Here is a 25,618-nt window from a genome sequence, read left to right on the forward strand (position 1 = left end):
CTTTAAACCGGATCCCGGATGAGGGGGCACGTCATGCAATGACCGCCACCCCTGCCGCGGCCGAGTTCGGCGCCCGGCACGGTGATGACCTCTACGCCTGCCTTGCGCAGTTGGGTGTTGGTGTAGGTGTTGCGGTCGTAAGCGACGACGACGCCAGGCTCGAGCGCCACGACGTTGTTGCCGTCATCCCATTGCTCGCGTTCAGCGACATAGGCATCGCCGCCCGTCTCGACCACGCGCAACTGCTTCAGCCCCAGCACCTCGGCCGCGACCTCTACGAGCGGCCGCTCTTCCTTGCGTACATCGATCGTGCCTTCGCGCTCGCCCGGACGAATGGAATAGGGCTCGATCTTGTGGGCGACATCCGCAAACAGCGTCACGAGATCGCGGTCGCAGAAGCTGAAGACGGTGTCGAGGTGCATGGAGGCGCGCTCGATAGGCAGTTTGCAGGCGATCACTCTTTCCGCGCCGCCCTGTGCGAACAGCGACCGCGCGAGCTGACCGACGGCCTGTGGTGTCGTCCGCTCGCCCATGCCCACAAGAACCGTTCCGTTGCCGATCGGCATGACGTCGCCCCCCTCGAGAGTGGCAAGGCCGTGGTCCTTGTCGGGATCGCCCCACCAGACCGGGAAGCCCATGTCGCGGAAATCCGGGTGGAAGCGATAGATGGCGGCGATGTTGACGGTCTCGAGCTTGCGCGCGTTCCAGCGCATCGGATTGAGCGTGACGCCGCCATAGATCCAGCAGGTCGTGTCACGGGTAAAGAGGTGATTGGGAAGCGGCGGCAGGACAAAATCCTCCGGCCGCAGCGTTTCGGCGAGAAGGCCGGCGCTTTTGATCGGTAACTCCGTCTTGCTCAGTCCGCCCAGCAGGATCAGGGAAAGGGCGTCCGCCTCGATCTCCATCAGATGCGCCCTGAGATCATCGGCGAAGCCGACGCCAACCGTGTCGTCATTGACCCGCCGTTCAAGAAGCCATCGGCGAGCCTCGGGAATCTGTAGCGTTTCTACCAGCATCTCGCGCAGAAACACGACCTCGACGCCGCGATGGCGCATGGCGTCCACGAAGGTCAGATGCTCGACGCGGGCCTGCTTGACCCAGATGACGTCGTCGAAGAGCAGTTCGTGGCAATTCGACGGGGTGAGCCGGGCAAGCGCTGCCCCAGGTCGATGGACCAGAACGCGCCGAAGCTTGCCGACCTCGGAATGGACTCCGTAGGCGTGGGGCATGACAATCTCCTTCAGACGATGATGGCGGCGATGCTGAGGCTCGCCATGATGATGACGGTGAGGATCACGAGAAGCGGCCACATGAAGCGCAGCCACCGTTCGTATGGGATGCGACCTATGGCGAGCGCACCCATGACCACGGCGAAGGTCGGATTAATGAGATTCACGATGCCATTCGCCGACTGATAGGCAGTGACCACCAGATCGCGGCCCACGCCGGCAAAATCGGCGACCGGGGCCATGATCGGCATCGACAGGACTGCAAGACCCGACGACGACGGCACGAAGAACGACAGCAGGATCTGAAGCCAGTACATCACGTTGATAAAGGCGACCTTGCCGAGGCCTGCGACCGAACCTTCGGCCCAATGCAGTATGGTGTCGGTAATCTTGCCCTCATCCATGATGACAACGATGCCGCGCGCCAGACCTATGATCAGGGCAACACCGAGAAGGTCGCGTGCTCCGTTAACGAAGGCATCCGTGAAGTTCTTCTCACCCGTTCGCGCAATGACGCCTATGACAATGGCGGAGGCGAGGAAGAGACCGCTCATCTCGCCCATCCACCAGCCGCCCTTGAGCACACCCCAGATCATCACCACGAAGGTGATGCCGAAGACCGCAAGCACGACCTTGTGTACCAGGGTGAAGTCGATCGTCCCCTCGTGATGAGCGCTGAGGAAAAGCTTCTCGTTGTCGGCTTTCATGTCGTAGACGAGCGATTTGCTCGGATCGAGCCGAACCCGTTCCGCATACCGCATGACGTAGGCAACGCAGGCGAGCCAGCTCAGCCCGAGAATGACGACGCGCAAAACCAGCCCTTGCGTGAACGGCACGCCGGCCGCGTCAGAGGCGATAACGGTGGCAAATGCGTTGACCGTGGACCCCAAGACACCAACGCCTGCTCCAAGGAGGATGATGGCGACGGCGGTAACCGCGTCATATCGCGCGGCGATCATAATCGGGATCAGCAGCATATAGAAAGCGAGCGTTTCTTCGGCCATTCCATAGGTGGTGCCGCCGAAGGCAAACAGCGCCATCAGGAACGGGATCATCCACTTTTCCCGTCCCTTGAGCTTGGCCATAGCGCGCTCGATTCCGGCATTTATCGCGCCTGTCGAGGTGACGACCCCGATGAACCCGCCAATCACCAGGACGAAAAGAGCGACATCGATGGCGTTTGCGGTGCCGGCTGCGGGGTCGTAGAACCCGCGGATTGGCGCCATGATGATGTCGACTATCCCCTGCGGCGCCGGCTCAGCGACCGCATAGGTCCCGGCGACGGGCACTTGCTTGTTCAGGGCCGCATTCTGAACACGGTCGTACTGCCCGGCCGGTATGATCCATGTGAGTGCGGCGACTAGAACGATCAAGCCAAAGAGGATGGTGAATGCGGTTGGGAACTGAAAACGTCGTTCCTCCGGTGCTTCAGAAACAGTGCTCATACCCCCTCCCAGGAAATAGTTGACAAGCTAAGCTGGCATCTGACCGCAAGCGAATGCTCCGGAACAGAGAAAGGCTTCTCCATCGAGCCAAAGTGACCATTGCTTATTTTCTAGGCCAGGGAATTGATCTGAGTCAACAGATGATGACTAGTAGAATTCAACGCTATGGCACTTTCCCGAAGGCTGATTCCTGGGCTGTTGTGTTCAACCAAGGCGTCGGTCAACGATCTCGCGCTGCATTGTCTGCTTGCTGACCGAATTCTGGGAAAGGAGCCGCGCTTCGATATCCGGCGCAGTCAGGTAAGGTATACCGGATGCCAAGCGTAGATATCGATCAACATCGGTTTGGGCGAAGACAATATCAAGTCGGTTTGCCGGAGAAGCTCGCACCCGGTATGCCCTCGATGACACATTTCACGGCCCGGAGTTGAAGATCTGTCAAATGTACTCCGGTGACCGCGACCGTCCCGCCGTGCACGTCGATCTTCAGCCTTTCCGGATCAAATCCGAGGTCATTGCGGATACGCGCCGAAGCTGCAAGCCTGATACCTTCGTCTCCACGCGCAATGTGTTCGATACCCGAAAAGGAGGTCGCCTTTAAAAGGTCGCGGCGGCTGACGATCCCGATAACCGCACGGTCGGACGTTACCGGAATACGCTTGATGTTGCGGCTCAGCATCATCTCGGTCACCGTCGCCAAGGAGGTGGTATCAGCTACTGTCACAACTTCCGGGGACATGACATCACCAACGCGCCAGCTGTTGCAATGAATGTAATTTTTAAGATCGTTCTCATCGGTCATCGGATGGTCCTGCCGATCGAGCAAAGACCTTCCGATCTCCTTGCGGGACATCAGATCGCCTTCCGTAATGATCCCAACGAGCTTTCCGTCGCTATCCGTCACCGGCAGACCGCTGACGCCACGCTCCAGCATGACTGAAACAGCGTGACGCACATGAGCATCCACACTGATCGTGGCAACGTCCCGCGTCATGATGTCGGATGTGATCATGTCTAACCCCTTTTCAAAAACCGCAGCGCCAAACTGATCAGGCTGCCTTGCCTGTCATGTCGAGAACCACACGGCCGTCGACGCGGCCGGCTTTCAGCTCCTGAAATATCCGGTTGATGTCCTCAAGCGGCGCCGGCGTGACCTGAGCCTTGATTTTGCCTTCGGCAAAAAAGGCGATGGCCTCGTCAAGATCCCGGCGCGTGCCGACGATTGAGCCCCGCACGGTTATGCGCTTCAGGACGACATCGAAAATAGGGGTCGCGAATTCGCCTGGCGGCAATCCGACCAAAGCAACGGTGCCTTTTCGTCGAACGAGCTGGAGCGCCTGCGAGAACGCCGGAGGCGATACCGCGGTGACGAGCACTCCGTGTGCTCCGCCGCCTGTTGCTTCGAGGGCCTCGGCGATGGCGTCCGGGGACCGCGCGTCAAGCGCCAGATCGGCTCCGGTTCTTCTGGCCAATGTGAGCTTCTCAGACGCCAAATCCAGTGCAACGACCTTCAGTCCCATTGCTTTGGCGTATTGGATGGCTACCTGGCCCAGGCCGCCGATGCCGGAGATTGCGACCCATTGCCCGGGTCGCGCTTCGGTTTCCTTGAGCCCTTTGTAAGTCGTGACCCCGGCGCAGAGAATAGGCGCGACCGCCGCGAAATCAACGTCGTCAGGCAGTCTTGCGGCGAATGCAGCATTGGCAATCGCGTATTCCGCGAAGCCTCCATCGCAGCTGTAGCCCGTATTGTGTTGATGCTTGCAAAGCGTCTCCCAGCCGGTTTCGCAATGTTCGCACCGCATGCAGGCGTCATGGAGCCATGCGATGCCGACGGCATCGCCGATTACAAAGTCCGTGACACCTGGACCGAGTGCCGCGACGGTGCCTGCTACCTCATGGCCGGGAATGAAGGGCAGGGATGGCTTGACCGGCCAGTCGCCGGAGGCGGCATGCAGATCGGTGTGGCACACGCCACAGGCGGCCACTTTCACCAGCAGTTCGCCCGGGCCGGGTACGGGTATCGGAACGTTTTCGATCAACAGTGGCTTTCCGAATTCATGAACAATTGCAGCTTTCATAAGTCCTTGCATGACGACAAACCTCCCGTTCGAATAAATCGCTGCTGTATTTCGATCGATTACCTGGATAAGGCTGCGCGGATCACCGCGGCCTCACTTATTGCAAGAAGGTTCGGAAGCGGCGGAGCGCAAACACAAAGAGCGCCGCGCCGATCAGCACGAGAGCCAGCAGCTGTGGCCAGACCACATCGAGGCCCGCGCCGCGAAACAGGATCGATTGTGCAAGGATCACGAAGTGGGTGTTTGGCGCCGCGAGCATGATGTCCTGAATGATCTGCGGCATGCTTTCGCGCGGTGTGAGGCCGCCCGAAAGGACCTGAAGAGGAAGCAGGACCAGCATCAGCAGCAGGCCGAACTGCGGCATCGAGCCGGCGATGGTGGCAAGGAAAATTCCCATGCATGTGGTGGCGATGAGCTGCAACGCTGCACCCGCCAGAAAAAGGCCGACGGAACCCTGGATCGGCACCTGAAGAACCCCCTGCACGACGAACACGATCGACACGGCGCAGGCAACAAGCACGACCAGCCCCATCGACCATATTTTGCTCAGCATGATCTCTGTCGGCGTCACCGGCATCACGAGAAGATGCTCGATGGTGCCATGCTCGCGTTCACGTATGAGCGCCGCGCCCGTGAGCACGATCGAAAGCATCGTGATCGATGAGATCACATTGGAAATGGCGCCGAACCAACCCTTGTTGAGCTCCTGGTTGAAGCGAGAACGCAGAGCGAGATCCACAGGAACCTCGGTGGTTCCACGGTAGCGGTCGAGATACTCGTTGACTTCGCTGGAAACGATGGACTGGATATAGCCGCCGCCGCTGAAGGCCTGCGACATGCGGGTGGCGTCGACATTGAGCTGGATCGTCGGCGTTCGACCGGCAAGCAGATCACGCTGGAAATTCGGGGGAATGTCGAGGGCGAAGGTGTCGAGCCCCGCATCCATGCGACTGTCCATCTCATGCTGCGATATGATCTTGGGAATGGAAAAATAAGGCGGATAGAACGCGGTCAGGATCCGGGAGGAGACAGGCGACTGGTCCTCGTCGACGACGGCGATGGCTGCCTTGTTGAGCGTCTCGGGCATCGAGGTCGAGGCCGTGTAGATCGACAGGGTGAAGGCATAGAGGATAAGGACGACAAGCATAGGGTCCCGGGCGAGACCGCGTAGCTCCTTGACGCCGAGTTGAAGGATATTGGCCAAGCGCATGGATCACCCCGCCTGTTTCTTGAGGAGCGCCGCGCTGCTGGCGAGAAGAACCGGGACAGCGATCAGGAGCGGGATGAAGGACGCTGCGAGATCGCGGAACTCCAGCGCTTTGGAGAACGTACCGCGGGCGATTGTGACGAAGTAGGTCGCCGGATAGATCTGTCCGATAAATGCGCCGGCCCCCTCTAGGGAGGAGACCGGATCGATCATTCCGGAATACTGGACGGCCGGAATGAGTGTGATCAGCGCGGTCCCGAAGATCGCAGCGATCTGGCTGCTCATGAAGGTGGAAATGAGAAGTCCCAGCCCGGTCGCCGCCGTGACGTAGAGAAGTGCAGCACCGGTCAGCGTCAGGAAGCTGCCTGTCACCGGCACCCGGAACACGAAGATCGCGAAGGCCGTCAACATGAAGAAGTTGAGCATGGCAAGCGCGGTATAGGGTAACTGCTTGCCGAGGAGGAACTCCACCCGAGTGACGGGCGTCACGTAGAAATTGATGATAGAGCCGAGTTCCTTTTCGCGCACGACGCTCAGAACGGCGAGCATGGCGGGGATCATCATCAACAGCATCGGGATGACGGCCGGCACCATGGCCTTGAGGCTCTCGACGCTCGGATTGTAGCGGTATCGAAGGGCGATCTGGAAGGTGCCGGTGGTTGCCGCGTCGCCATAGAGTTCACGTGCCTTCTGGGTGAGCCATGTCTGATGCATGCCTTGCACATAACCCCGCACAGTCTCGGCCCGCGAAGGCATTGCACCGTCGATCCAGGCGCCGATTTCGACCTTGGTGCCCCGCGCGACATCGCGCCCGAAGCCTGGCGGGATCTCCAGTGCGAGGCTGAGTTCGCCATTGCGCATGCGTCGATCGAGGTCGTTGTAATCGACGATCGGCGCCTTCTCCGTGAAATAGCGGGATCCGGCGATCTGGAGTGTGTAGTCGCGGCTGATCGTGGTGTCGTCCCGGTCGAGCACGGCAAAGGACAGGTTCTCGATATCCATGTTGATGCCGAAGCCCACGACGAACATCAAAATGACGCTGCCGAGAATGGCGAGCGTCGCGCGGATCGGATCCCGGCGCAATTCGAGCGATTCCCGCCGCGTATAGGCGAGCATACGGCGTAGGTTGAAAGTCGAGCTGGCGGATGAAGCCGGCGGGGGCGCGGCGGCTTCATCCGCCTCTTCACGCTGCGCGATTGGGGCGGACGCAGGTGAAGTCTTGTCGCCGATAGCCTCCTCCAGATAGGAAATGAAGGCTTCCTCCAGCGTCCCAGCTGAACGCTTTTCGATGATGCCGCGTGGCGTGTCGCTGACAAGCACTTTGCCGGCATGCATGAGTGAAATACGGTCGCAAAGCTCGGCTTCGTTCATGAAATGGGTCGAAACGAAGATCGTCACGCCATCCTTGCGCGACAGGTCGGAGAGGATCTGCCAGAACCCGTCGCGCGCCACCGGATCGACGCCCGATGTTGGTTCGTCCAGGATCAGAATGTCGGGCGCGTGGATCATCGCTACGGCGAGCGACAATCTCTGCCGGATGCCGAGCGGCAACGCATCCGGCAACGTATCCATGATTTCATTGAGGTCGAAGCGCTCGGCCATGTCCGCAATGCGCGCCGGGATTTTATCGGGCGGCAGGCTGAACAGCCTGGCGTGCAGGTCGAGGTTCTGGCGGACCGTAAGCTCGGTGTAGAGCGAGAAAGCCTGGCTCATATAGCCGACCTTCCGTCTGACCTCGATATCTTTCGGATCGACCTCGTGGCCGAACAGCTTTGCGGTTCCCTCGGTCGCCGGCAGGAGGCCGGTAAGCATCTTCATGGTCGTGGTCTTGCCGCAGCCGTTCGAGCCGAGGAAGCCGAAGATTTCGCCGCGCGGAATCTGGAAGCTGACATTGTCGACGGCGGTGAAGTCGCCGAACCGCATGGTCAGGTGTTCGGCTTCGATGGCGAAGTCCGCCCGCCCCTCGTCGGATCGGGGCGGTATGACCACCTCGTGGTGACCGGAACGTCTCTCTTCCGGAAGAAGGGCGACGAACGCGGCATCGAGGTTGGCCGCTCCGGTGCGCGCGAGCAACTCCTGCGGCGTTCCGGTCGCAAGGATCTTGCCGTCATCCATCGCCACCAGCCAGTCGAAGCGCTGCGCCTCCTCCATATAGGCGGTCGCGACAACCACACTCATCGACGGGCGGTCGCGGCGGATATCGTCGATCAGCTCCCAGAATTGCCTGCGTGACAGGGGATCAACGCCTGTGGTCGGTTCGTCGAGGATCAGCAGATCCGGGTCATGGATCAGGGCGCAGCAAAGTCCAACCTTCTGCTTCATTCCGCCCGACAATTTACCGGCAGGGCGATCGGGGAAGGGGGCTAACCCGGTGCGCCGGAGCAGGTCGCCGATGCGGATCTCACGCTCACGCTTGTCCTGGCCGAACAGGCGCGCAAAGAACTCGATATTCTCGAACACCGACAGCGTCGGGTAGAGGTTTTTTCCGAGGCCCTGGGGCATGTAAGCGATCTGCGGGCAGGTCCGGTCGCGGTGCTTCTTGTCGGCGATGTCGCCGCCCAGCACCTCGATATGGCCGTCCTGAACCTTGTGCGCGCCCGCAATCAGGCTGAGCAGACTGGATTTTCCGACGCCGTCGGGACCTATCAGCCCGACCATGATGCCGGCGGGAATGTTGAGGCTGACAGCATCAAGCGCGCGAGTCTTGCCGTAAGACAGGCTGACATCCCTGATTTTGACGACGGCGGAAGGAGATCCCTGCGCGTCGTTCTCTCCCGGCGATAAACTGCTCATTTCACCAGGGCCTCGGTGAAATGTGCAGGCCATTCGGCATCCTGCGCAATGCGGACATAGGCCATACCGGGGAGCCCAGTCTTGACGTACTGAATATGCTCGCGCAGCAGTTCAGGCGATATTTTCGCCCTGATGCGGAACATCAGTTTTTGCCGCTCCTCCTCGGTCTCGACGGTCTTGGGTGTGAATTGTGCGACGTCCGCCACGAAGCTTGCCGTAGCGGGGATGACGTATTGAGGGGCGGCGTCGAGAACCAGACGAACCTCGGATCCCATCTGAATGCGGCCCGCCTGTTCGGTCGGCAGGAAGAAGGTCATGTAAACGTCGCTGAGATCGACGATATTGAGGACGCGGCCACCAGACGACAGCACTTCGCCAGGCTGGGCAACGCGGTACTGTACGCGCCCTTCGCGGGGTGATCTCAGCGTGCTGTCATTGATATCCGCAACGATGCTTTCGATGGCCGCCTGCGCAGCCACGACGGAGGCCTCCGCATCGATGATCTGGGCCTTGGCGGCGCCGATGGCGGCCTCGGACGCGGAAAGCGACGCCTTCGCAGCCGCGACAGCTGCCCGTGCTCTCTGTGCCGATGCCCGGTCATCGTCAAGTGTTTGCAGGGATGTCGTATTGGTTCTGATCAGTTGCTCGGTGCGTGCGAGTTTGCGCTCTGCGGCATCCTGTTCAGCTTCGCGCTGGCCGATCACCGCTGCGGCAGCTTCCCGCTCCGCCTCGCGCTGGGACTGAAGGCTTCTCGCGGTGTCGACGCTGATGATAGCGCGCTGCAACGAGGCTTCGGCCTGCTTCCGCTGCGCTTCCAGTTGCTGGGTATCCATGATGGCCAGCACCTGGCCGGCGCTGACGAACGCGCCTTCGTCGACCAAAATCTCCTTGATGCGTCCGGGGGTCTTCGTGGAAATGTCGATTTCGGTGGCCTCGATCCTACCGTTTCCGCCGGCGATCCCGGCCGGAAGCCCGGATCCGTCATAAATGCGCAAGCCGTAATAAGCGCCGGCGACGCCGGCAAGGACGACGATCGCGACAATCCAGTTCTTGAGAGATTTCATGCGCGGACCTCCCCTCGCGGAGCGGCCGCACGAGCGTACCGCGGATGGCTATGGAGATTATCTGAGGTCATCATGCGAAATGTCATTGCCATGGAAAAGAGCCTGTGTTGGTCACGGAAAGCCGCGCTCGGGCAAATACGAGACGGTCCCGCTTCCCTCCCCGGTTGCGAACGAGTGGTTGATTGCGCGCGATAATCGAGAGAGCGAGGAAGTCGGGCGAGAATGAGTCGTCGCAGCGATCTGCTGCCTTCGCACGGCTTGCAACTAATCTGCCTTGTGGTCTCGAGATTCAAACCTAATAGAAAGCTCGCCGTAGACGGGTTTTTTTGCACGTTCTTCATGGTTCACCAGAGTGTTTGCGTGAAGAACTGCTATTTGCCCCAGCCTCATCAACGCTTGTCTTGAAATCGCGAGCATATCATCACTCGATGACTAAAATGTCAACGGTGGACGCCGATTTGTCTTGAGCGGATGGTTCGGGCGTAGGATTGCGAGCGCCGCCGCCGCGGCGGCGAGGGATGGCCAGGTGACTGGTGGCTCAACCTGATGCCAGATCGCCAGCATCGTCCAGATCGATACCGACACGACGACGAGGACCAGCAAGGCGCCGCCGACACGCGAGCGTGAGCGGCTGTCGGTCGGGAGGGCGAGGCCCGGCCTAATGCGGTCGTGCATTCCCGTCTCCATGGCACGCGCCCTCCCAAAAGGTGGCAAAAGAAACTCAAGCGGGTGACTGTGGTCGCCGTCTCAGCGCAAAGGCAAAAATGATCATGGCCAAGCCGTTGAAAAGGAGATCGAACGCCAGCAGCGCCCCGATCAGCCACAGGCTGTTGACAGGCCATCCGGCAATAACGATCGCCCCGGCGACGAATGCAATAATACCCGCCAGCACGAGCCAGCCCCATCCTTGCGCGGGTCGCAACGCAAAGCCGGTAACGATACGCATAGCGCCCGCCGTGATGATGCTCAGAGAAAAAAGCAGCGTCAGGATCGTCGAGGCGAAAAGCGGGTTGGCAAATGCGAACAGACCGGCGACGATGTAAAAGGCACCGATCAGCAGCCAGCCGGCGAACTGTCTCCAACCTTTGACGTTGAAGGCGCAGATGACCTGCACGGAGCCTCCGACGAGCATCATCGCACCGACGAAGAAAACTGACGCCACAGTGGCCATAAGGACATTGGCGAGAGCCAGTACTCCAACTGCCGCAAGGGCGATGCCTGCGCCGACCAGCACCCCCATCTCGATCGCAGACGTTCGAGATCGTCCCGAGTGAGCTTTAATGAGTTCAATGCTGCCATGCAGCTCTCCTTATGTCTGTGCAGCGCAGAGCGATTCGCGGTCGCCGCACCCCACCCTAAAACCCTAGATGCAAACCGGTTGAGATTCCCCGCTAAACAGAGTAAACGACACCGTATCGTTTAACAAGCCAACTCGTCAAGGAACGCCAACTGAAGGAGTGTTCCGTCTCCGGGGGCATTCCCTGCCAATCCCTGTGACGTCAGAAAGGGCCGACTTTGCCCGCAAGCCCCTCCGTTCATAAGGCAACGTTGCAGAAAGCGCTTCAATGACGCGGACCGACAAGATCAATCACGCGCGTGTGGCGAGCCACCACGGCGGACGGCCGACACCGGCGGAGTCTGAACGCATATCGGCCCGGATCATGGCGGCTGCGCGCAAGCTGTTCCTGCGAGACGGGTTTGCGCAGACGAGCATGGACGCGATCGCCGCGGAAATTGGAATTTCCAAGCGGACTCTTTATTCGCGCCATCCAGGCAAGGCCGCACTTTTCGAAGCGATTGTCCTCGATGTTGTAAACACGGGCCTATCGAATATCGTCACGGAGCAGTTGTCGGGCAAGACTCCGCGGGACAAGCTGCTGGCTTTGTCGTTGCGCATTCTAGAAGTAGCGACTGATCCGCTCATCATTTCCCTGGAAAGAGTTGTTGTTGGCGAGTCGTGGCAGTTTCCGAAGTTGGCGAGTCTCGTCGGCCAGTATGGAATGCCGCCGATCCGCGAGGAGGTAATGGCCGTGCTGCGCGACCACGGTGCAAGTGAACCCGGTCTGGCCCGTGATGCGGAGATATTCCTGTCCATCACGATGATACCGCAACTGCGGCAGGCCGTTCTTCAGCGGACGCCGCCGGGGATCGCGGGGATAGACCGGGCCGCCCTTGAACGCACCATCGATATCTTCGTCCGAGGAATTGAGATGGAACTATGAGTGGCATCCACACGATCGGAAAACGCCGCGCAATAACACGCTGGCTGCCTGTTTCGGACTGTGCTTCCCGATCTCAGGACACAATGGTTCCGAGCAGAGCCACGGTTGAAGGCGTCACGCAGGTGGGTGCGCTGGGGGCGGCGACGAGACACGCGAGCATCGATGCCGACGTTGGTCTGGGGGACCACCTCGGGGCGGGGGCGATGCAAGCAGCGCAGACCGTCGGCGTAGCGGCGAGCGTGGCCGTCAGTGCGCCGATCACTGTTTTCGAATCGACTATGCGGCGCAGCATCGGCGAGCAGGTCGAAAGACTTGGCCGCGCGGCAGGTAACGCGCTCGGATCGGCAGTAAGCCGATGACCCGAGCCTCTTCTGCAAACGCATGGAATCGAAAGGCCACCACTGGAATGGGTTGTCTGCGCACGCTTAGGGATGGTCCCGCCAGAAATCAATCAATGGAAGTCCGCCGAAAAAGATGATTCAAGTTAGCCCCTTTCTATCTTTCACGATTGCGGTCCTGCTCCTCATCGTGGGCAAGATCTTGACGATGAACATCGCGGTGCTGCGAAAGTACTCGATACCGGAGCCTGTTGTCGGCGGCATTTTGTGCGCCTTGCTAGTGGCTTTGGCCTACTGGATTGCGGGCTGGAGAATCCAGTTCGAACTCGGCGTGCGTGACCACCTGCTGCTGCTGTTCTTCGCCAGCATCGGTCTGAAGTCGGATACGGCCACCCTTTTGCAGGGCGGCAGGCCGCTCATCGTGCTGCTCGCGCTCGCAACCGCGTTCATGCTCATCCAGAACGTCACGGGGATGGGGATCGCCGCATTGTTCGGGCTCGATCCGAAGGCCGGCCTGATGGTCGGGTCCGTCTCGCTGACGGGCGGGGTCGGCACCACGGTCGCCTGGGCGCCGATCTTCGTCGGGGACCTCGGGATCGCCAACGCGATGGAGCTCGGCATCGCCAGCAACACGGTCGGGCTGATCGCGGCATGTGTGATCGGCGGCCCCATGGCCGCCCTGCTGATCCGCCGCAATGGAATCGTCACCTCGGGCGACGCAGATATCGACGTCGGCGCCGCCCATGAGGAGCCGGAGCCGAAGATGGACTATTTCTGCCTGCTCTGGGCGATCCTGGCGCTCAATGTCGCGGTCATGCTCGGCATGGCGCTCGACTCCCTGATCGCGCTGACGGGCTTCAGACTCCCGACCTTCGTCAGTTGCCTGCTGGCCGGCATTGCAATCCGCAATCTGATGCCGCTGGCAGCCGGGGCGGCCATCACCCGCATCTGGCCCGGCGTGCGACAAGGATTGTCGCTTCTGTCCGACCTCTCTCTCGGCCTGTTCCTGACGATGGCGCTGATGGGCCTGCAACTGTGGCAGTTGAGCGGCGTCTTCACCTTTGTCGTCGCCGCGCTCGCGGTGCAGATCGCGCTCACGATCGTCTACACGGTTTTCATCGTCTTTCCCGCCATGGGGCGTGACTACGAAGCGGCCGTGATATCTGCCAGCTTCGGAGGCATCACGCTCGGATCCACTGCCACTGCCATCGCCAACATGACGGCCGTCACCCAGCAATATGGCGCGGCGCACAGGGCCTTCATCGTCGTGCCGCTCGTCTGCGGCTTCTTCATCGACCTCGTCAATGCGGTCGTGATCGCCATATTCGCAGGATAGCGCCGGCTACGTTTCGTCCGAACCCCAAGAGAAAAAAATGGATGATAAGAACCAACATGACCTGCCGACAGGCTCTTCTGAGGACAGGCCCGCCGACCGTGCCCCCGAAGCGTTGGCTGACGCTCCGGTCGAGGCGGGGCCGACCAGGACGGGAGTCCGGGTCGGCGTGCTCGTTATCGGGCTCATGGTCGCCTTCGTAGCCTGGTACGCCGTTTCCGACAAGCTCGCCCCCTATACCGACCGCGGCACGGTCAGCGGCTACATTGCCCGACTAGCGCCCCGTGTTTCAGGCCCGGTAATCAGCGTCCACGTTGAGGACAATACGATTGTCCAGGAGGGCGATCTTCTTTACGTGGTCGACCCGCGCCCGTTCGAGATCGCGGTCCAGCAGGCGGAAGTCGAACTCGAACAGGCGACCCAGTCAATCAACGCCTCGTCGGCGGCGCTGATCGCTGCACAGGCCAAGGTGTCGCAGGCCAGGGCCAAATTCGAAAACGCCAAGACCTCGAACGCCAGGACGCAAAGCCTTGTCCAGCGTGGTGTTGCCGCGCGGAAGCAGGAGGAAGCATCTCGCGCGGAACTCGAGGTCGCGCAGGCGGAGGTCGATGCGGCGGAGGCTGATCTGTCTAGCGCGGAAGCCGAGTTGGGGGCGGCGGGCGCCAGCAATCCGCGCATCAAGGCCGCTCGACTCAAGCTGGAAAGGGCGCAGCTCGACCTGATCTACACACGGGTCGTGGCACCGACGCTCGGCGTGGTCACGAATCTCGATCTAGCAGTCGGCCAGTACGTGAGCGCGGGTTCGGCCGCTCTCACCTTCATCGACGGAAGGGGAGCCTGGATCACGGCCGATATGCGCGAGAACCAGCTCGCCAATATCGAGCCGGGCAACAAGGTGGGCCTGCTTTTCGATGCCTTGCCGGGGCAGATTTTTACCGGGACCGTACACAGCGTCGGCTGGGGCATCGATACCGGACGGACCGCATCCAGCGGTCTGGTGCAGAACGAGCCGGAAACGCGCTGGTTCGAGCCGGCCCGCCGGTTTCCCGTGCGCATTGAACTCGATCGAGCGCTTTCGGAATGGCCTCGCACCGTCAGGGTGGGCGCGAAGGCCACCGTCGTGGTCTACGCCGCAGGCGAAAGCAATCCGTCAGCGTGGATCGCAATGGCCCTGCACCGCGCCCAGTCGCTTCTGTCCTATCTGTATTGAGGTGGGGCCATGTATGTTTCGCCCCGGCCGAGCTTTCGCGACGACCCAAATTTTCCTTTGCGCATGGCGCTGCTTGCGGTGATCTCGGTGGGCGCGATACCCTTTGTCATGCCCTCTATGCCGGCGCTGATGGCGGCCCTGCCGTTTGGCCTGATGGCCGGCATGCGCAAGGCCTTCGATCCGAAGAAAGCCATAGGAGGTCCTCTGGCGCTCATCATGATGATTTGGTTGGCAAGCGGCGTGCTCACCCTTCTCATGTCTTGGCCGGTGGCGTTCCTGATCGCGGTCGGCAGCCTCTATTTCGTCGCGTTCTATCTCATCCAGAGCACCGGCAACCCGATGGGGATGCTGATCCTGGTGTCCGTTGGCCTCGCCTCTATCCTGGGTATGAACTCCATCACTGCGCTCGACGCCCTAAGTGATTCGGTGGTCGAGGCGGGCATCCTCGCATTGATCGCGATTCCGGTCCTTTACCTCCTCATTCCGCCGGCTACCCAGGAGAAAATGATCGACGAATATACGCCCGCACCGGGCAATCACGTGCGATCGGCGCTCATCCGGGCGGTCGTCCTGCTCGGGCTCAGCTTCTGGCTCTACAGCTTCATCGATATGTCCAACATGATGATGGCGATCGCCGCGATATTCGTGCTGTGTTTCCCGACACGCGAGCAGTTGTTTGCAGAGGCCCGGGAACGGATCTTTGCGACGGTGCTAGGTGCATCCGCAGCGGGTGTCGCCCTGTTCCTGATGACCCTGAACGCCCATTTCTTCATGCTGGTCGGTCTGGTCTTTCTCACGGTGCTATATTTCGCCACCATGATGATGATCGGCCGCCATCCTCCGATGGTCTACCAGTTCAGCGCATCGGCCGCTCTGTCACTGATCGTTGGTGCCCTTACCACGCAGGAACCTTCCTATGCAGCGTTAACCCGCCTGGCACTGACCTTCGTCGGAACCGCAGTCGCAGCGCTGATGACGGCGACGCTCGAAAGCATGGCCAATGCGTGGGAACGACCAACCCTGCGGCGCTGAACGAAAGCAAGGGTTTGAACATTTTAAATGACTCGCGATCAAGCGCTCCTCTCTCAAGGTAATTTGGCGCGATTACTCCGAGTTTGTGAAAAAACGCGAAACGAAGAGCACATCACAGCGTCGGTCATCGGCTGTTGACTGCCTTTCGTTGCGCCGATAGACTGGACAACCGTTTATTTGGAGAAATTATGCCCAACCGAATGATCCGGCCCGTCCCGGAAGACACCACCCGTGAGCGCATCCTGAAAGCCGCGATACTTCGCTTCTCCACCCACTCCTATGAGGAAACCGGGTTGCGAGACATTGCCGCCGATGTCGGTGTCGACATGGCCTATGTTCATCGTTCCTTCGGTTCGAAGGAAGAGCTGTTCCGGGCAGCAGTCAAGGCGATACTTCAACCGGAGGCCTGGCTCGTCGGCGAGGCGAGCGAGTTGCATATGACGCTCGCGCAAGACATCCTCGCTGAGAAGGGCGCCAACGAAATCCGGCCTTTTGACATCCTCGCGCGATCTTTTTCCAGTCCAGAGGCATCGCGTGTTTTTCGTGAGCTCATCGACGACGGGTTCGTCAAGCCGTTCGCTTCCAAATGCCCGCTCATGTCCGAGCGGCGCGCGTCAATGGTCGCCGCGTTTCTGGCCGGGGTCAGTATTCTTCGTGACGTCATCGGCACACCAGCCCTCCAGAAGAGCGGAAGTGATCGTGAACTGATGGCTCTGGTCTCCCAGATTGTCGAGTTCATCATGAACGAAGACAAGGAATGCCAGACCATGAGGGCCACCGTGCCGATCAGTCGGGAGACATAATGAATGATTTGAGCAGGTCAGGAATGAGGGCGGCAGATGTCCCTCACGATACTCTCGGCACGGAGGCCTTCCGCGCCATTGATCGGATGCGCGAAGCCTGGAGCGCGCGGATCACCGGCGGGCTTTCGCCCGCGGCGCTGGCGCTAGCATTGTTCGACTGGTCGATTCATCTGGCCTCGGCGCCGGGGAAGCGTCTGGAGCTTATCGACAAGGGGGTGCGGAAAAGCGCCCGGCTGTCGGGCTATCTCTGCGCCGCCAGTCTCGGTGACGACACTCCATCCTGCATCGAGTCCTTGCCGGGCGACTACCGCTTCACCGGGGAGGCGTGGAAGGGACTCCCCTTTGCGGCCTATGCCCAGGCGTTCCTGCTCGCCCAGCAGTGGTGGCACAATGCGACGCGGGAGGTGCCGGGCGTCGCTCCTCACCACGAGGACGTGGTCTCCTTCGCCGCGCGGCAAGTGCTCGACATGTTCTCGCCCTCCAACAACCCGTTCACTAATCCCGAGGTGATCAACAAAACCATCACCACTGGAGGGGCAAACTTCCTCTCGGGGTTCCAGAACTGGTTCGAAGATGTGAACAGGCTTGCAGGCGGCCGCCCGCCCGTCGGTGCGGAAGGGTTCGCACCGGGCCGGGATGTCGCGATCACTCCCGGCAAGGTCATCTTCCGAAACCATCTGATCGAACTGATCCAGTACAGCCCCACGACCAACACCGTGGTGGCGGAGCCGGTGCTGATCGTGCCGGCCTGGATCATGAAATACTACATCCTTGACCTGTCGCCGGAGAACTCCCTGGTACGCTATCTGGTCGGGCAGGGGCACACGGTGTTTGCCGTTTCCTGGCGAAACCCTGGGGCAGACGATCGCGATCTGACGCTGGACGATTATCGCCGTTTGGGTGTCATGGCCGCGCTCGACGTGATCGCCGCCATCGTTCCCGACAGCAAGATCCACGCCACTGGCTATTGTCTAGGCGGTACGCTTCTCGCGATGGCGGCGGCTGCGATGGGGCGCGCCGGCGACGGGAGGCTGGCAACGCTCACCCTTTTCGCAGCCCAGACGGATTTTTCCGAACCCGGCGAACTGGCGCTGTTCATCGATCCGAGCCAGATGCATTTTCTTGAAAGCATGATGTGGGATCGGGGCTATCTGTCGGCGAGCCAGATGGCCGGCGCCTTTCAAATCCTGAAGAGCAATGACCTCGTCTGGTCGCGACTGGTCCACGACTATCTCATGGGCGAACGCACGCCGATGAACGACCTTATGGCCTGGAATGCCGATTCCACGCGCATGCCTTACCGCATGCATGCCGAATACCTCCAGCGTCTCTACCTGGACAACGAGCTTGCATCCGGCCGCTTCATCATCGATGGCCGTCCGGCGGCGCTGCAGAATATCCGCGTGCCGATGTTCGTCGTGGGAACGGAACGCGATCATGTCGCGCCATGGAGATCGGTCTACAAGATCCACCAGCTAGCCGATACCGATGTTACCTTCGTTCTCGCCAGCGGCGGGCACAACGCAGGCATTGTCAGCGAGCCGGGCCATCGCGGTCGCCGCTATCGCATCGCGACCAGGCTGGCAGCCGACATCTGCCTCGGACCCGACGAATGGGCAGCAGAGGCAGAGGAGAGGGGCGGTTCCTGGTGGGAGGCGTGGCTGCCGTGGCTGGCTACACATTCAGGCAAGGTTCGTGTAGCCCCGCCTCAGCTTGGTGCCGCCGAGAGGGGTTTTCCTGCCATTGCAGAAGCGCCCGGTGCCTACGTGTTCCAGAAGTGAGAGTGCGATGGCGGAAAAATTACTGACAAATCATACCTTCGCCGATTTACAGGTCGGCGATACCGCAAGCCTCACACGGGTGGCAGGTGATACCGACATCGATCTGCTGGCAGCGATGCTCGGCAAAAGGCCGGCAGTTGGTGACGGGGCAGCGGAGGCAACGACGTTCTTCAACGATATCGTTGCCAACGGGCTTTGGACAGGCGCGCTGGTCTCTCTGGTGATCGGCACAAGGCTTCCGGGGCCAGGGACGATCTATCTGGGACAGGATTTCCGTTTCGTGAAGCCGGTCGCCGCCGGCGACACGATCACGGCAACCGTGCGGGTGGTGCAGAAAAACCCGGACAATCGCACTGTTGCACTGGAGACGATCTGCGCAAATCAGAAAGCGGAACTTGTCCTGACCGGTAAGGCCATGGTGATCGCGCCCGACAAGTCGGTCGAATGGACCGCAACACCCTCCTCCGTCGCATTGCAGGATACAGGGCGAGCAAGCCGATATGAGGCTTTTGTTGCCGAAGCTCGTAGTCTCCCCCCGGTTCGGGCCGCCATTGTACACCCGTGCTCCGCCGGAGCAATCCTGGCTGCGGTCGAGGTCCGCCAACAGGGCCTGTTCGACCCGCTGCTGGTCGGGCCGGAGGCGAAGATTCGCGCAGCCGCCGAAGCCTCAGGGATCGATCTCGGCGACATGGCGATCGAGGACGTTGCGCACAGCCATGCGGCAGCCGCGCGCGCCGTGGAACTCGCGGTCGGCGGTACGGTTTCGGTTCTGGTCAAGGGCAGCCTGCATACCGACGAGCTTCTGGGCGCCGTCCTCGCCACCGGGTCCGGTCTCAGAACGGAGCGGCGCGTCAGCCACGTCTTCGCCTTCGACGTCCCGGCCTATGGCAAGCCGCTGATCGTCACCGACGCTGCGATCAACATCCAGCCGACGCTCGACCAGAAACGCGACATCTGCCAGAACGCTATCGACCTTCTTCTAGCTCTTGGCGTCAAAGAGCCGCGCGTGGCGGTGCTCGCAGCAGTCGAGACCGTCAACGCGAAGATGCCATCCACCCTTGACGCCGCGGCGCTGACCGTCATGGCGGCGCGTGGCCAGATCATCGGTGGACGTGTCGATGGCCCGCTTGCCTTCGACAATGCCATCGATCTCGATGCGGCGAAGACGAAGGGCATTGTCTCTCCCGTCGCGGGCGAGGCCGACATCCTGCTCGTGCCGGACCTTGAGGCTGGCAACATGCTCGCCAAGCAACTGATTTATTTCGCGGGGGCGACCGCGGCCGGCATCGTGCTCGGCGCGCGCGTGCCGATCGTGCTGACCAGCCGCTCCGATCCGCTTTCGGCGCGCATCGCCTCGGCAACGCTCGCAAGACTGCTCGTCGCCCGCAATCAGGTACCCGGAACGGGGGCCATCTCATGAGCCAGCAACTGCTTGTCACCTTCAATGCCGGCTCCTCCACGGTCAAGATCGGCCTGTTCGCCGTTGAAGGCGGTGGCCTCACGCGAATCGGCAAGGGAATGATCGATTTCCGCAAGGCCCCGTTGCGCTTCGAGCTTTCCGAAGGCCCGGATCGCTTCGATGTTGAGCTGGAAGCCAAAGCGGAGGAAGAACTGGACGAGGTCTTGCGCGAAGCGTTCGACCGGCTGTCCTGGCACTATGATTTATCCGGCATCGCCGCTATCGGCCACCGCGTTGTGCACGGCGGTGACCTGTTTGACGGACCGGTGCTCATCAACGATCAGGCGATGTCGCAGATGGAAGCGCTGATACCGCTTGCGCCGCTTCATCAGCCCCAGGCGCTGCGCCTTGTCCGGGCGATCGCGCGCCTTCGGCCAGAAATCAGGCAGACCGCCTCCTTCGACACGGCTTTCCACCGCTCGCATGCCGACGTCGTCCGCCGCTTCGCCCTGCCGCGGCAGCTCTACGAAGAGGGTATCAAACGCTATGGCTTCCACGGCCTTTCTTATCGATCGATTGCCAACCAGCTTATCAGCAAATGGCCGGAGCAGGCGGCGGGCAAGGTCATCGTCGCCCATCTCGGTTCCGGCGCCAGTCTTTGCGCGATGCACAACTGCGTCAGCCGCGACACCAGCATGGGTTTCTCAACGCTGGACGGCGTACCGATGGCGACGCGCTGCGGGGCGCTCGACGCCGGCGTGGTCATACACCTCTTAAAGGCCGGGCGAGATCCTGGCGAAATCGAGGATCTCCTCTATCACCGTTCGGGTCTGCTGGGCGCTTCCGGCATCAGCGCCGACAGCCGCGTGCTTCTGGAGAGTGATGAGCAGCAAGCCAAGGAAGCAATCGAGCTGTTCACCTTCAGGGTCGCCGGTGAGATTGCCCGGCTTGCCTCGACGCTGGGCGGCCTCGACACTCTCGTATTCACCGCCGGGATCGGCGAGCATCAGCCGACGATCAGAGCTGATATCTGCACCCGGCTGATGTGGCTCGGCATTGATCTCGATCCTGGAGCGAACGCCGGGAGCGGTCCCGTCATCAGCAGTCCTGCCAGTCGTCTTACCGTCCTTGTCATCCCGACCGATGAGGAGCAGGTGATCGCCACTGACGCCTTGAGAATCTCGGGAGGCTGAGCGATGGCTGCGATCGTTGATATATTCGGAAGACGTGGCCTCGTCGTCGGCATCGCCAACGATTCCTCCATCGCAGCCGGCTGTGCAACCGCGTTCAAGGCTGCCGGCGCCGATCTGGCGGTCACCTATCTCAACGATAAGGCTGTCCCGTTCGTACGCCCGGTCGCCGATGCCCTGGGCGCGTCGCTGTTCATGCCCTGTGACGTTCGCATTGATGGGCAGCTCGAGGCGGTTTTCGACACCATAGCAAATGAATGGGGCCGCCTCGATTTCTTGCTTCATTCGATCGCCTTCGCGCCACGACAGGACTTGCAGACGAGCATCGTCAACTGCTCCGCTGACGGTTTCGCGCAGGCCATGGATATATCGTGCCATTCCTTTATCCGAATGGCGCGGCTCGCCGCCCCGCTGATGAAGGAAGGCGGATCCTTGATAACCGTCAGCTTTTTCGGGGCTGAGCGCGTCGTCGACAACTACAATCTGATGGGACCGGTGAAGGCGGCCCTGGAAGCAAGCGTACGCTACCTGGCCGCCGATCTCGCAGCGCGGGACATCCGCGTCCATTGCCTGTCCACCGGGCCGATCGCCACCAGGGCAGCTTCCGGAATCGAGCGTTTCGATGAGCTCATCGACACGGTGCGTGAGAGAACACCATCGCGACGCCTCGTGAGCATCGCTGAGGTTGGGCGTATCGCCGCATTCCTGGCAAGCGAGGCGGCAACGCCTCTGTCGGGGTCGGTGGTATACGCCGACAACGGTTTCCACATCACGGCCTAGCCAGAAGGCGGGCTGATGCAAACTAAGTCGGGGTCGCCGCTCGCGCGGCGACAGGGTGAACTCTGTCATATCGAGAGCGCGATGCTTCGAATGCATAAGTAAGAAATCGGTTCAGTCAATGCGTGAATTCAGTCTACGCCTTACGCTACTTCTTCTCACAAGCCTGCTTGCAGCCTGTGCCGGCCGCCCCGGCCCGGAACTGCTCGCCCAGAGGGCCGAAGCCGTTCCGGGGGCCAAGCTCACGACGGTTTATGTGGCGACCACGCGCAAGCGTGATGAGAACGGTATCTACACGTCGGGTCGTAGCCGCGAGGTTAGCTATATCCGCTACAGGGTCTCCATCCCGCCAGGTCACAAGACGGGCAATGTCGAATGGCCGAAATCGAAGCCGAACCCGAAGACGGATTTTGTCACCGTCGACCAGCACATTCTCGACGCGGCGACATTCGAGGCGGAAGTCACGCGTAAACACAACGGCAAACCGCCGAGTGTCGGCGTGTTCGTGCATGGCTACAACACCAATTTCACCGAGGCCGTGTATCGCATAGCCCAGATGACAGCTGACGCCGGCGTCGATGCCGCCCCGATCCTGTTTGCCTGGCCGTCCGAAGGCGCTTTGAGCGGCTACGTCGCCGACAAGGACGCGGTGACGTTCTCGCGGGACCAGTTGGCGGATCTGCTCAGCACCCTGGCGCGCAAACAGACCCAGGGTCCCATCACGCTCGTCGGCCACAGCATGGGGGGATGGCTGACGACGGAAGCCGTGCGCCAACTGCGGCTTACCGGCAAGGACGCGGCGATCCGTCGACTGCAGGTCGTGCTTGCGGCGCCCGATATCGATGTCGACGTGTTCCAGGCACAGCTTGCGACGATCGGGACACTGAACCCGCCGATGACAATCCTTGTTTCCAAGGATGACAGGGCGCTGAAGGTCTCGGAATTTCTATCCACAGAACGTCAGCGCCTGGGCAGGATTGACGTGACGGATCCGAAAATCGAGGAGGCGGCGCGCAGGGCGAATGTGCAGGTGATCGATATATCGGATATCGAGGCCTCAGACAGCTTCCGCCACAATCGTTTCGTCGGTCTCGCTGCCTACTATCCGAAGCTTTCGGGCCGGGATGGAACGAGCGACCCCCGAAATCTCAGGCAAGCCGGAGCGTTTGTATTCAATTCGGCTGGCGCGGTCCTTTCCAGCCCGTTTGTCCTTGCCGGCAAGATCGTCGGCGGAAACTGACACGACGCGAAGCAGCTTTCTTCACGCAACTATCGCAGGAGAATACTTATGATATTCAATTACACCGCAAGCCTCGACGCCGCCGACCTGCAACTGTTGCGATCGCGATGGCGATGGCTGCTGGTCGCCGGCATCGTGCTCGTGTTGATAGCTCTTGTCGCCCTCTCCAACCTGTTGCTGGCCACGGTCGTTTCCGTCCTCTTTGTCGGTGTCACGATGCTACTGGCGGGTGCGGCGCATATCGTCTTCGCATTTCAGATGAAGCGATGGGGCCAAACTGTCGGTTTGCTCGTTGTCGGTGTGCTTTATGTCGCGGCCGGTGTGATGACATTCTGGAACCCGGTCCTGGCATCCACTTTCCTGACACTACTGATGGCTCTCAGCATGCTCGTCGCAGGCATTGTCAGGACTGCCGCCGGTCTGGCGATCCGCCCGGCTTCCGGTTGGCTATGGCTCGCGGCGGCCGGCGCCGCGACGGTGCTTGTTGCACTTGTCATCCTTGCGGGCTGGCCGGTCAACAGTTTGTGGATCATCGGCGCACTGCTGGCGATCGACGTCATGGTGACCGGCTGTGCCCTGAGCGCATTGGCGCTCGCGCTGCGACGGTCCCTCAGGATCGACCGCAATCACGAATAAGAACCGGAGGTTGGAAACGACAATGAAGCAAACAACACCGTTCACCGTGGAGGTCCGAAAGAAACGCCGGATGCAACAGCACGAACTCTCTCCAAGCCGCGCCCTGAAAAAGACAGACGAGACCAGATCCGCGCCGGAAGGGGAAAACACAGCCCCGAATGAAATCACGCCTCAGAACGACCCTGCGGCCCACCGTCCCCGCACACGGTAAGGCTGAACGCTGGCCCGCCGGACTCCCTGACACAATCGTGAGGCACAAGAAAAAGGATTTTCGCCCTCTCAATCATCAGCTGTTGACTCACGGAGTATGTTCATTAGGGTAAAGCTGATGTTTGGTGACGAGGGGGGGAATGAAGACGCCAAAAGATATTGTCGTTTATATCGATACAGCCGATGTTTCTGTTTGTCGGGTTTATATTGATTATGCTGTCTCACTCGCAAGCGCATGGGATGCGCATGTCGTTGTGGCCTTCGTGCCGGAAGATTTAATCGCCACTCCCTCCCATGGCTTCGCCCGAGGGCAGGCGATCAACAGCATGATAACCTCCTTCGAAGGGCGCCGGCATGACGCCGAAGAGCAGCTGCGGGGGCTCCTTTCGGATGTAGCGTCCGCTACCGGCGTGAATTGCGAGCTTCGCATATGTTCCGGTGAAACGGGCGAGGCGCTGATGCTGCACGCCCGCCACGCAGCCTTGGCGATCGTCGGAACGGGGCGTGACCCGGACCGCGCTGAGACGGCTCTCACCGTCTCGGAGGATATCATCTTCGCCTCCGGTCGCCCTTCGATCCTTTTGCCCACATTCTGGCAAAGCGATGGCGCCGTGCCCGAGACGATCGTGGTTGGATGGAATGCCAGCCGGGAAGCGGCCCGCGCCATTGCCGATTCGATGGCGTTCCTGGCCACCGCTCGCGCCGTCCACGTCGTCGTTGTTCCCGAGCCCAAGGTCGCGCGGCTTCTGGGGGAGGACCCCGGAAGCGATATCTCTCTCCATCTCGCGCGCCATGGGATCAGGGTGACGCTTGACCGCCTGGAAGGCAGCAATGCCGGTGATCTGATCCTGTCGCGCGCGGAAGAGGTTGGCGCCGACCTGGTGGTCATGGGCGCCTATGGGCAGTCCCGGATCACCGAGTTCGTTTTCGGCAGCGCAACACGCACCATTCTGGCCAATCCGAAAATCCCGATCTTTCTTTCGCGATAAGACGTGATCGTCCAACAGGGTGGGTGGGCCCCGCAGGCCGTCGGCAAAAAGAGATTACAACACAGGAGAAGAAAACATGTCCGATCTGGTCGTCGTCGGTTTCGATACGGTTGATGAAGCCGACAAGGTGCTTCTCAAGCTCGCTGCTCTCAGAAAAGAATATCTGGTCGATCTGGAAGATGCCGTCGTCGTCGTTCGTGACGGCGAAGGCAAGGTCCATCTCAAGCAGAGCCTTAACCTGGCGGCTCTCGGCGCCACATCGGGCCTTCTCTCGGGAACGATCTGGGGCGGCCTTGTGGGCCTGCTCTTTCTCAATCCGCTTGCCGGCATCGCCATTGGCGGCCTGACGGGAGCGGGTGTCGGCGCCTTGTCCGGCTCCCTTGCCGACTATGGCATCGACGATACGTTCATCAAGTCTCTGGGCGAGACCATTCCAAGCAATTCGTCTGCGCTGTTCGTTCTTGTCCGCAAGGTCCAGCCGGAAAAGGTGCTGGCGGAGTTCGAAGGCCTGCGTGGTCGAGTTCTCAAGACGTCCCTGTCGCCAGAGCAGGAAGAGAAGCTGAGGATCGCCTTGTCCGAAAATGTAACCGGGTCAGGCAACGCCTAGGTGGCCACGCCCGGTTGATGTCCGATCGGGAAGGG

22 protein-coding genes are annotated in these 25,618 nt (G+C 60.8%); 13 read left to right on the forward strand and 9 right to left on the reverse strand.

Annotation, left to right across the window (positions count from 1 at the left end; all coding sequences use genetic code 11):
* Window positions 1-2: 2 nt before the first annotated feature.
* The 9 genes from arcA to shn_RS20455 all read right to left on the reverse strand — a co-directional run bounded on the left by arcA (window position 3) and on the right by shn_RS20455 (window position 11,050).
* Window positions 3-1,229 carry an arginine deiminase gene (gene arcA / locus shn_RS20415; protein WP_009450512.1) on the reverse strand — a complete coding sequence of 409 codons (1,227 nt, stop codon included), beginning with the start codon at window positions 1,227-1,229 and terminating at the stop codon, window positions 3-5.
* Between the two features lie 11 nt (window positions 1,230-1,240).
* Entirely contained in the window at window positions 1,241-2,674 is a 1,434-nt protein-coding gene (locus shn_RS20420) for a YfcC family protein (protein ID WP_009450511.1), read from the reverse strand.
* A gap of 361 nt (window positions 2,675-3,035) precedes the next feature.
* Entirely contained in the window at window positions 3,036-3,686 is a 651-nt protein-coding gene (locus shn_RS20425; protein WP_009450508.1) for a CBS domain-containing protein, read from the reverse strand.
* A 37-nt stretch (window positions 3,687-3,723) separates the two neighbouring features.
* A complete protein-coding gene (gene adhP / locus shn_RS20430; protein WP_040672457.1) occupies window positions 3,724-4,764 on the reverse strand; it encodes an alcohol dehydrogenase AdhP in 1,041 nt (346 codons plus the stop codon).
* Window positions 4,765-4,849: 85 nt separating this feature from the next.
* Window positions 4,850-5,962 (reverse strand): ABC transporter permease, encoded by a 1,113-nt coding sequence (locus shn_RS20435; protein WP_009450506.1) that lies wholly within the window; start codon window positions 5,960-5,962, stop codon window positions 4,850-4,852.
* Between the two features lie 3 nt (window positions 5,963-5,965).
* Entirely contained in the window at window positions 5,966-8,752 is a 2,787-nt protein-coding gene (gene rbbA / locus shn_RS20440; protein WP_064332048.1) for a ribosome-associated ATPase/putative transporter RbbA, read from the reverse strand.
* Window positions 8,749-9,816, reverse strand: a complete 1,068-nt coding sequence (locus shn_RS20445) for an HlyD family secretion protein (RefSeq protein WP_064332049.1) — start codon at window positions 9,814-9,816, stop codon at window positions 8,749-8,751. The genes rbbA and shn_RS20445 overlap by 4 nt, the downstream gene beginning before the upstream one ends.
* Before the next feature lie 432 nt (window positions 9,817-10,248).
* Window positions 10,249-10,491 (reverse strand): hypothetical protein, encoded by a 243-nt coding sequence (locus tag shn_RS20450; RefSeq protein ID WP_191856007.1) that lies wholly within the window; start codon window positions 10,489-10,491, stop codon window positions 10,249-10,251.
* Between the two features lie 46 nt (window positions 10,492-10,537).
* Entirely contained in the window at window positions 10,538-11,050 is a 513-nt protein-coding gene (locus tag shn_RS20455; protein ID WP_245337330.1) for an HdeD family acid-resistance protein, read from the reverse strand.
* Window positions 11,051-11,381: 331 nt separating this feature from the next.
* Here shn_RS20455 and shn_RS20460 point away from each other — a divergent pair, with 331 nt between their 5' ends.
* The 13 genes from shn_RS20460 (at window position 11,382) to shn_RS20525 (ending at window position 25,583) form a co-directional block, all read left to right on the forward strand.
* Entirely contained in the window at window positions 11,382-12,038 is a 657-nt protein-coding gene (locus shn_RS20460; RefSeq protein ID WP_064332052.1) for a TetR/AcrR family transcriptional regulator, read from the forward strand.
* A gap of 477 nt (window positions 12,039-12,515) precedes the next feature.
* Window positions 12,516-13,712, forward strand: a complete 1,197-nt coding sequence (gltS, locus tag shn_RS20470) for a sodium/glutamate symporter (RefSeq protein ID WP_035224722.1) — start codon at window positions 12,516-12,518, stop codon at window positions 13,710-13,712.
* Window positions 13,713-13,749: 37 nt separating this feature from the next.
* Complete coding sequence (locus shn_RS20475; protein WP_009450498.1) at window positions 13,750-14,919, forward strand: HlyD family secretion protein; 1,170 nt, start codon at window positions 13,750-13,752, stop codon at window positions 14,917-14,919.
* 9 nt (window positions 14,920-14,928) lie between these two features.
* Window positions 14,929-15,951, forward strand: coding sequence for an FUSC family protein (locus shn_RS20480; RefSeq protein ID WP_009450497.1), 1,023 nt, complete (start codon window positions 14,929-14,931; stop codon window positions 15,949-15,951).
* A 188-nt stretch (window positions 15,952-16,139) separates the two neighbouring features.
* Window positions 16,140-16,754: a TetR family transcriptional regulator gene (locus tag shn_RS20485; protein WP_233290649.1), complete on the forward strand. Its 615-nt coding sequence runs from the start codon at window positions 16,140-16,142 to the stop codon at window positions 16,752-16,754.
* 23 nt (window positions 16,755-16,777) lie between these two features.
* Entirely contained in the window at window positions 16,778-18,535 is a 1,758-nt protein-coding gene (locus shn_RS20490; RefSeq protein ID WP_245337331.1) for an alpha/beta hydrolase, read from the forward strand.
* Window positions 18,536-18,542: 7 nt separating this feature from the next.
* A complete protein-coding gene (locus shn_RS20495) occupies window positions 18,543-19,955 on the forward strand; it encodes a bifunctional enoyl-CoA hydratase/phosphate acetyltransferase (protein WP_064332055.1) in 1,413 nt (470 codons plus the stop codon).
* On the forward strand, window positions 19,952-21,127 hold the full coding sequence (locus shn_RS20500) for an acetate/propionate family kinase (RefSeq protein WP_064332056.1): 1,176 nt from the start codon (window positions 19,952-19,954) through the stop codon (window positions 21,125-21,127). The genes shn_RS20495 and shn_RS20500 overlap by 4 nt, the downstream gene beginning before the upstream one ends.
* Before the next feature lie 3 nt (window positions 21,128-21,130).
* Entirely contained in the window at window positions 21,131-21,904 is a 774-nt protein-coding gene (fabI, locus tag shn_RS20505) for an enoyl-ACP reductase FabI (protein ID WP_009450492.1), read from the forward strand.
* Window positions 21,905-22,022: 118 nt separating this feature from the next.
* On the forward strand, window positions 22,023-23,141 hold the full coding sequence (locus shn_RS20510; RefSeq protein ID WP_009450491.1) for an alpha/beta hydrolase: 1,119 nt from the start codon (window positions 22,023-22,025) through the stop codon (window positions 23,139-23,141).
* A 48-nt stretch (window positions 23,142-23,189) separates the two neighbouring features.
* Window positions 23,190-23,777, forward strand: coding sequence for an HdeD family acid-resistance protein (locus shn_RS20515; protein WP_009450490.1), 588 nt, complete (start codon window positions 23,190-23,192; stop codon window positions 23,775-23,777).
* A 350-nt stretch (window positions 23,778-24,127) separates the two neighbouring features.
* On the forward strand, window positions 24,128-24,976 hold the full coding sequence (locus tag shn_RS20520; protein ID WP_009450489.1) for a universal stress protein: 849 nt from the start codon (window positions 24,128-24,130) through the stop codon (window positions 24,974-24,976).
* Between the two features lie 76 nt (window positions 24,977-25,052).
* Complete coding sequence (locus shn_RS20525; protein ID WP_009450488.1) at window positions 25,053-25,583, forward strand: DUF1269 domain-containing protein; 531 nt, start codon at window positions 25,053-25,055, stop codon at window positions 25,581-25,583.
* Window positions 25,584-25,618 lie beyond the last annotated feature (35 nt).

Source organism: Shinella sp. HZN7 (assembly GCF_001652565.1).
In the GTDB taxonomy this organism is placed as follows: domain Bacteria; phylum Pseudomonadota; class Alphaproteobacteria; order Rhizobiales; family Rhizobiaceae; genus Shinella; species Shinella granuli.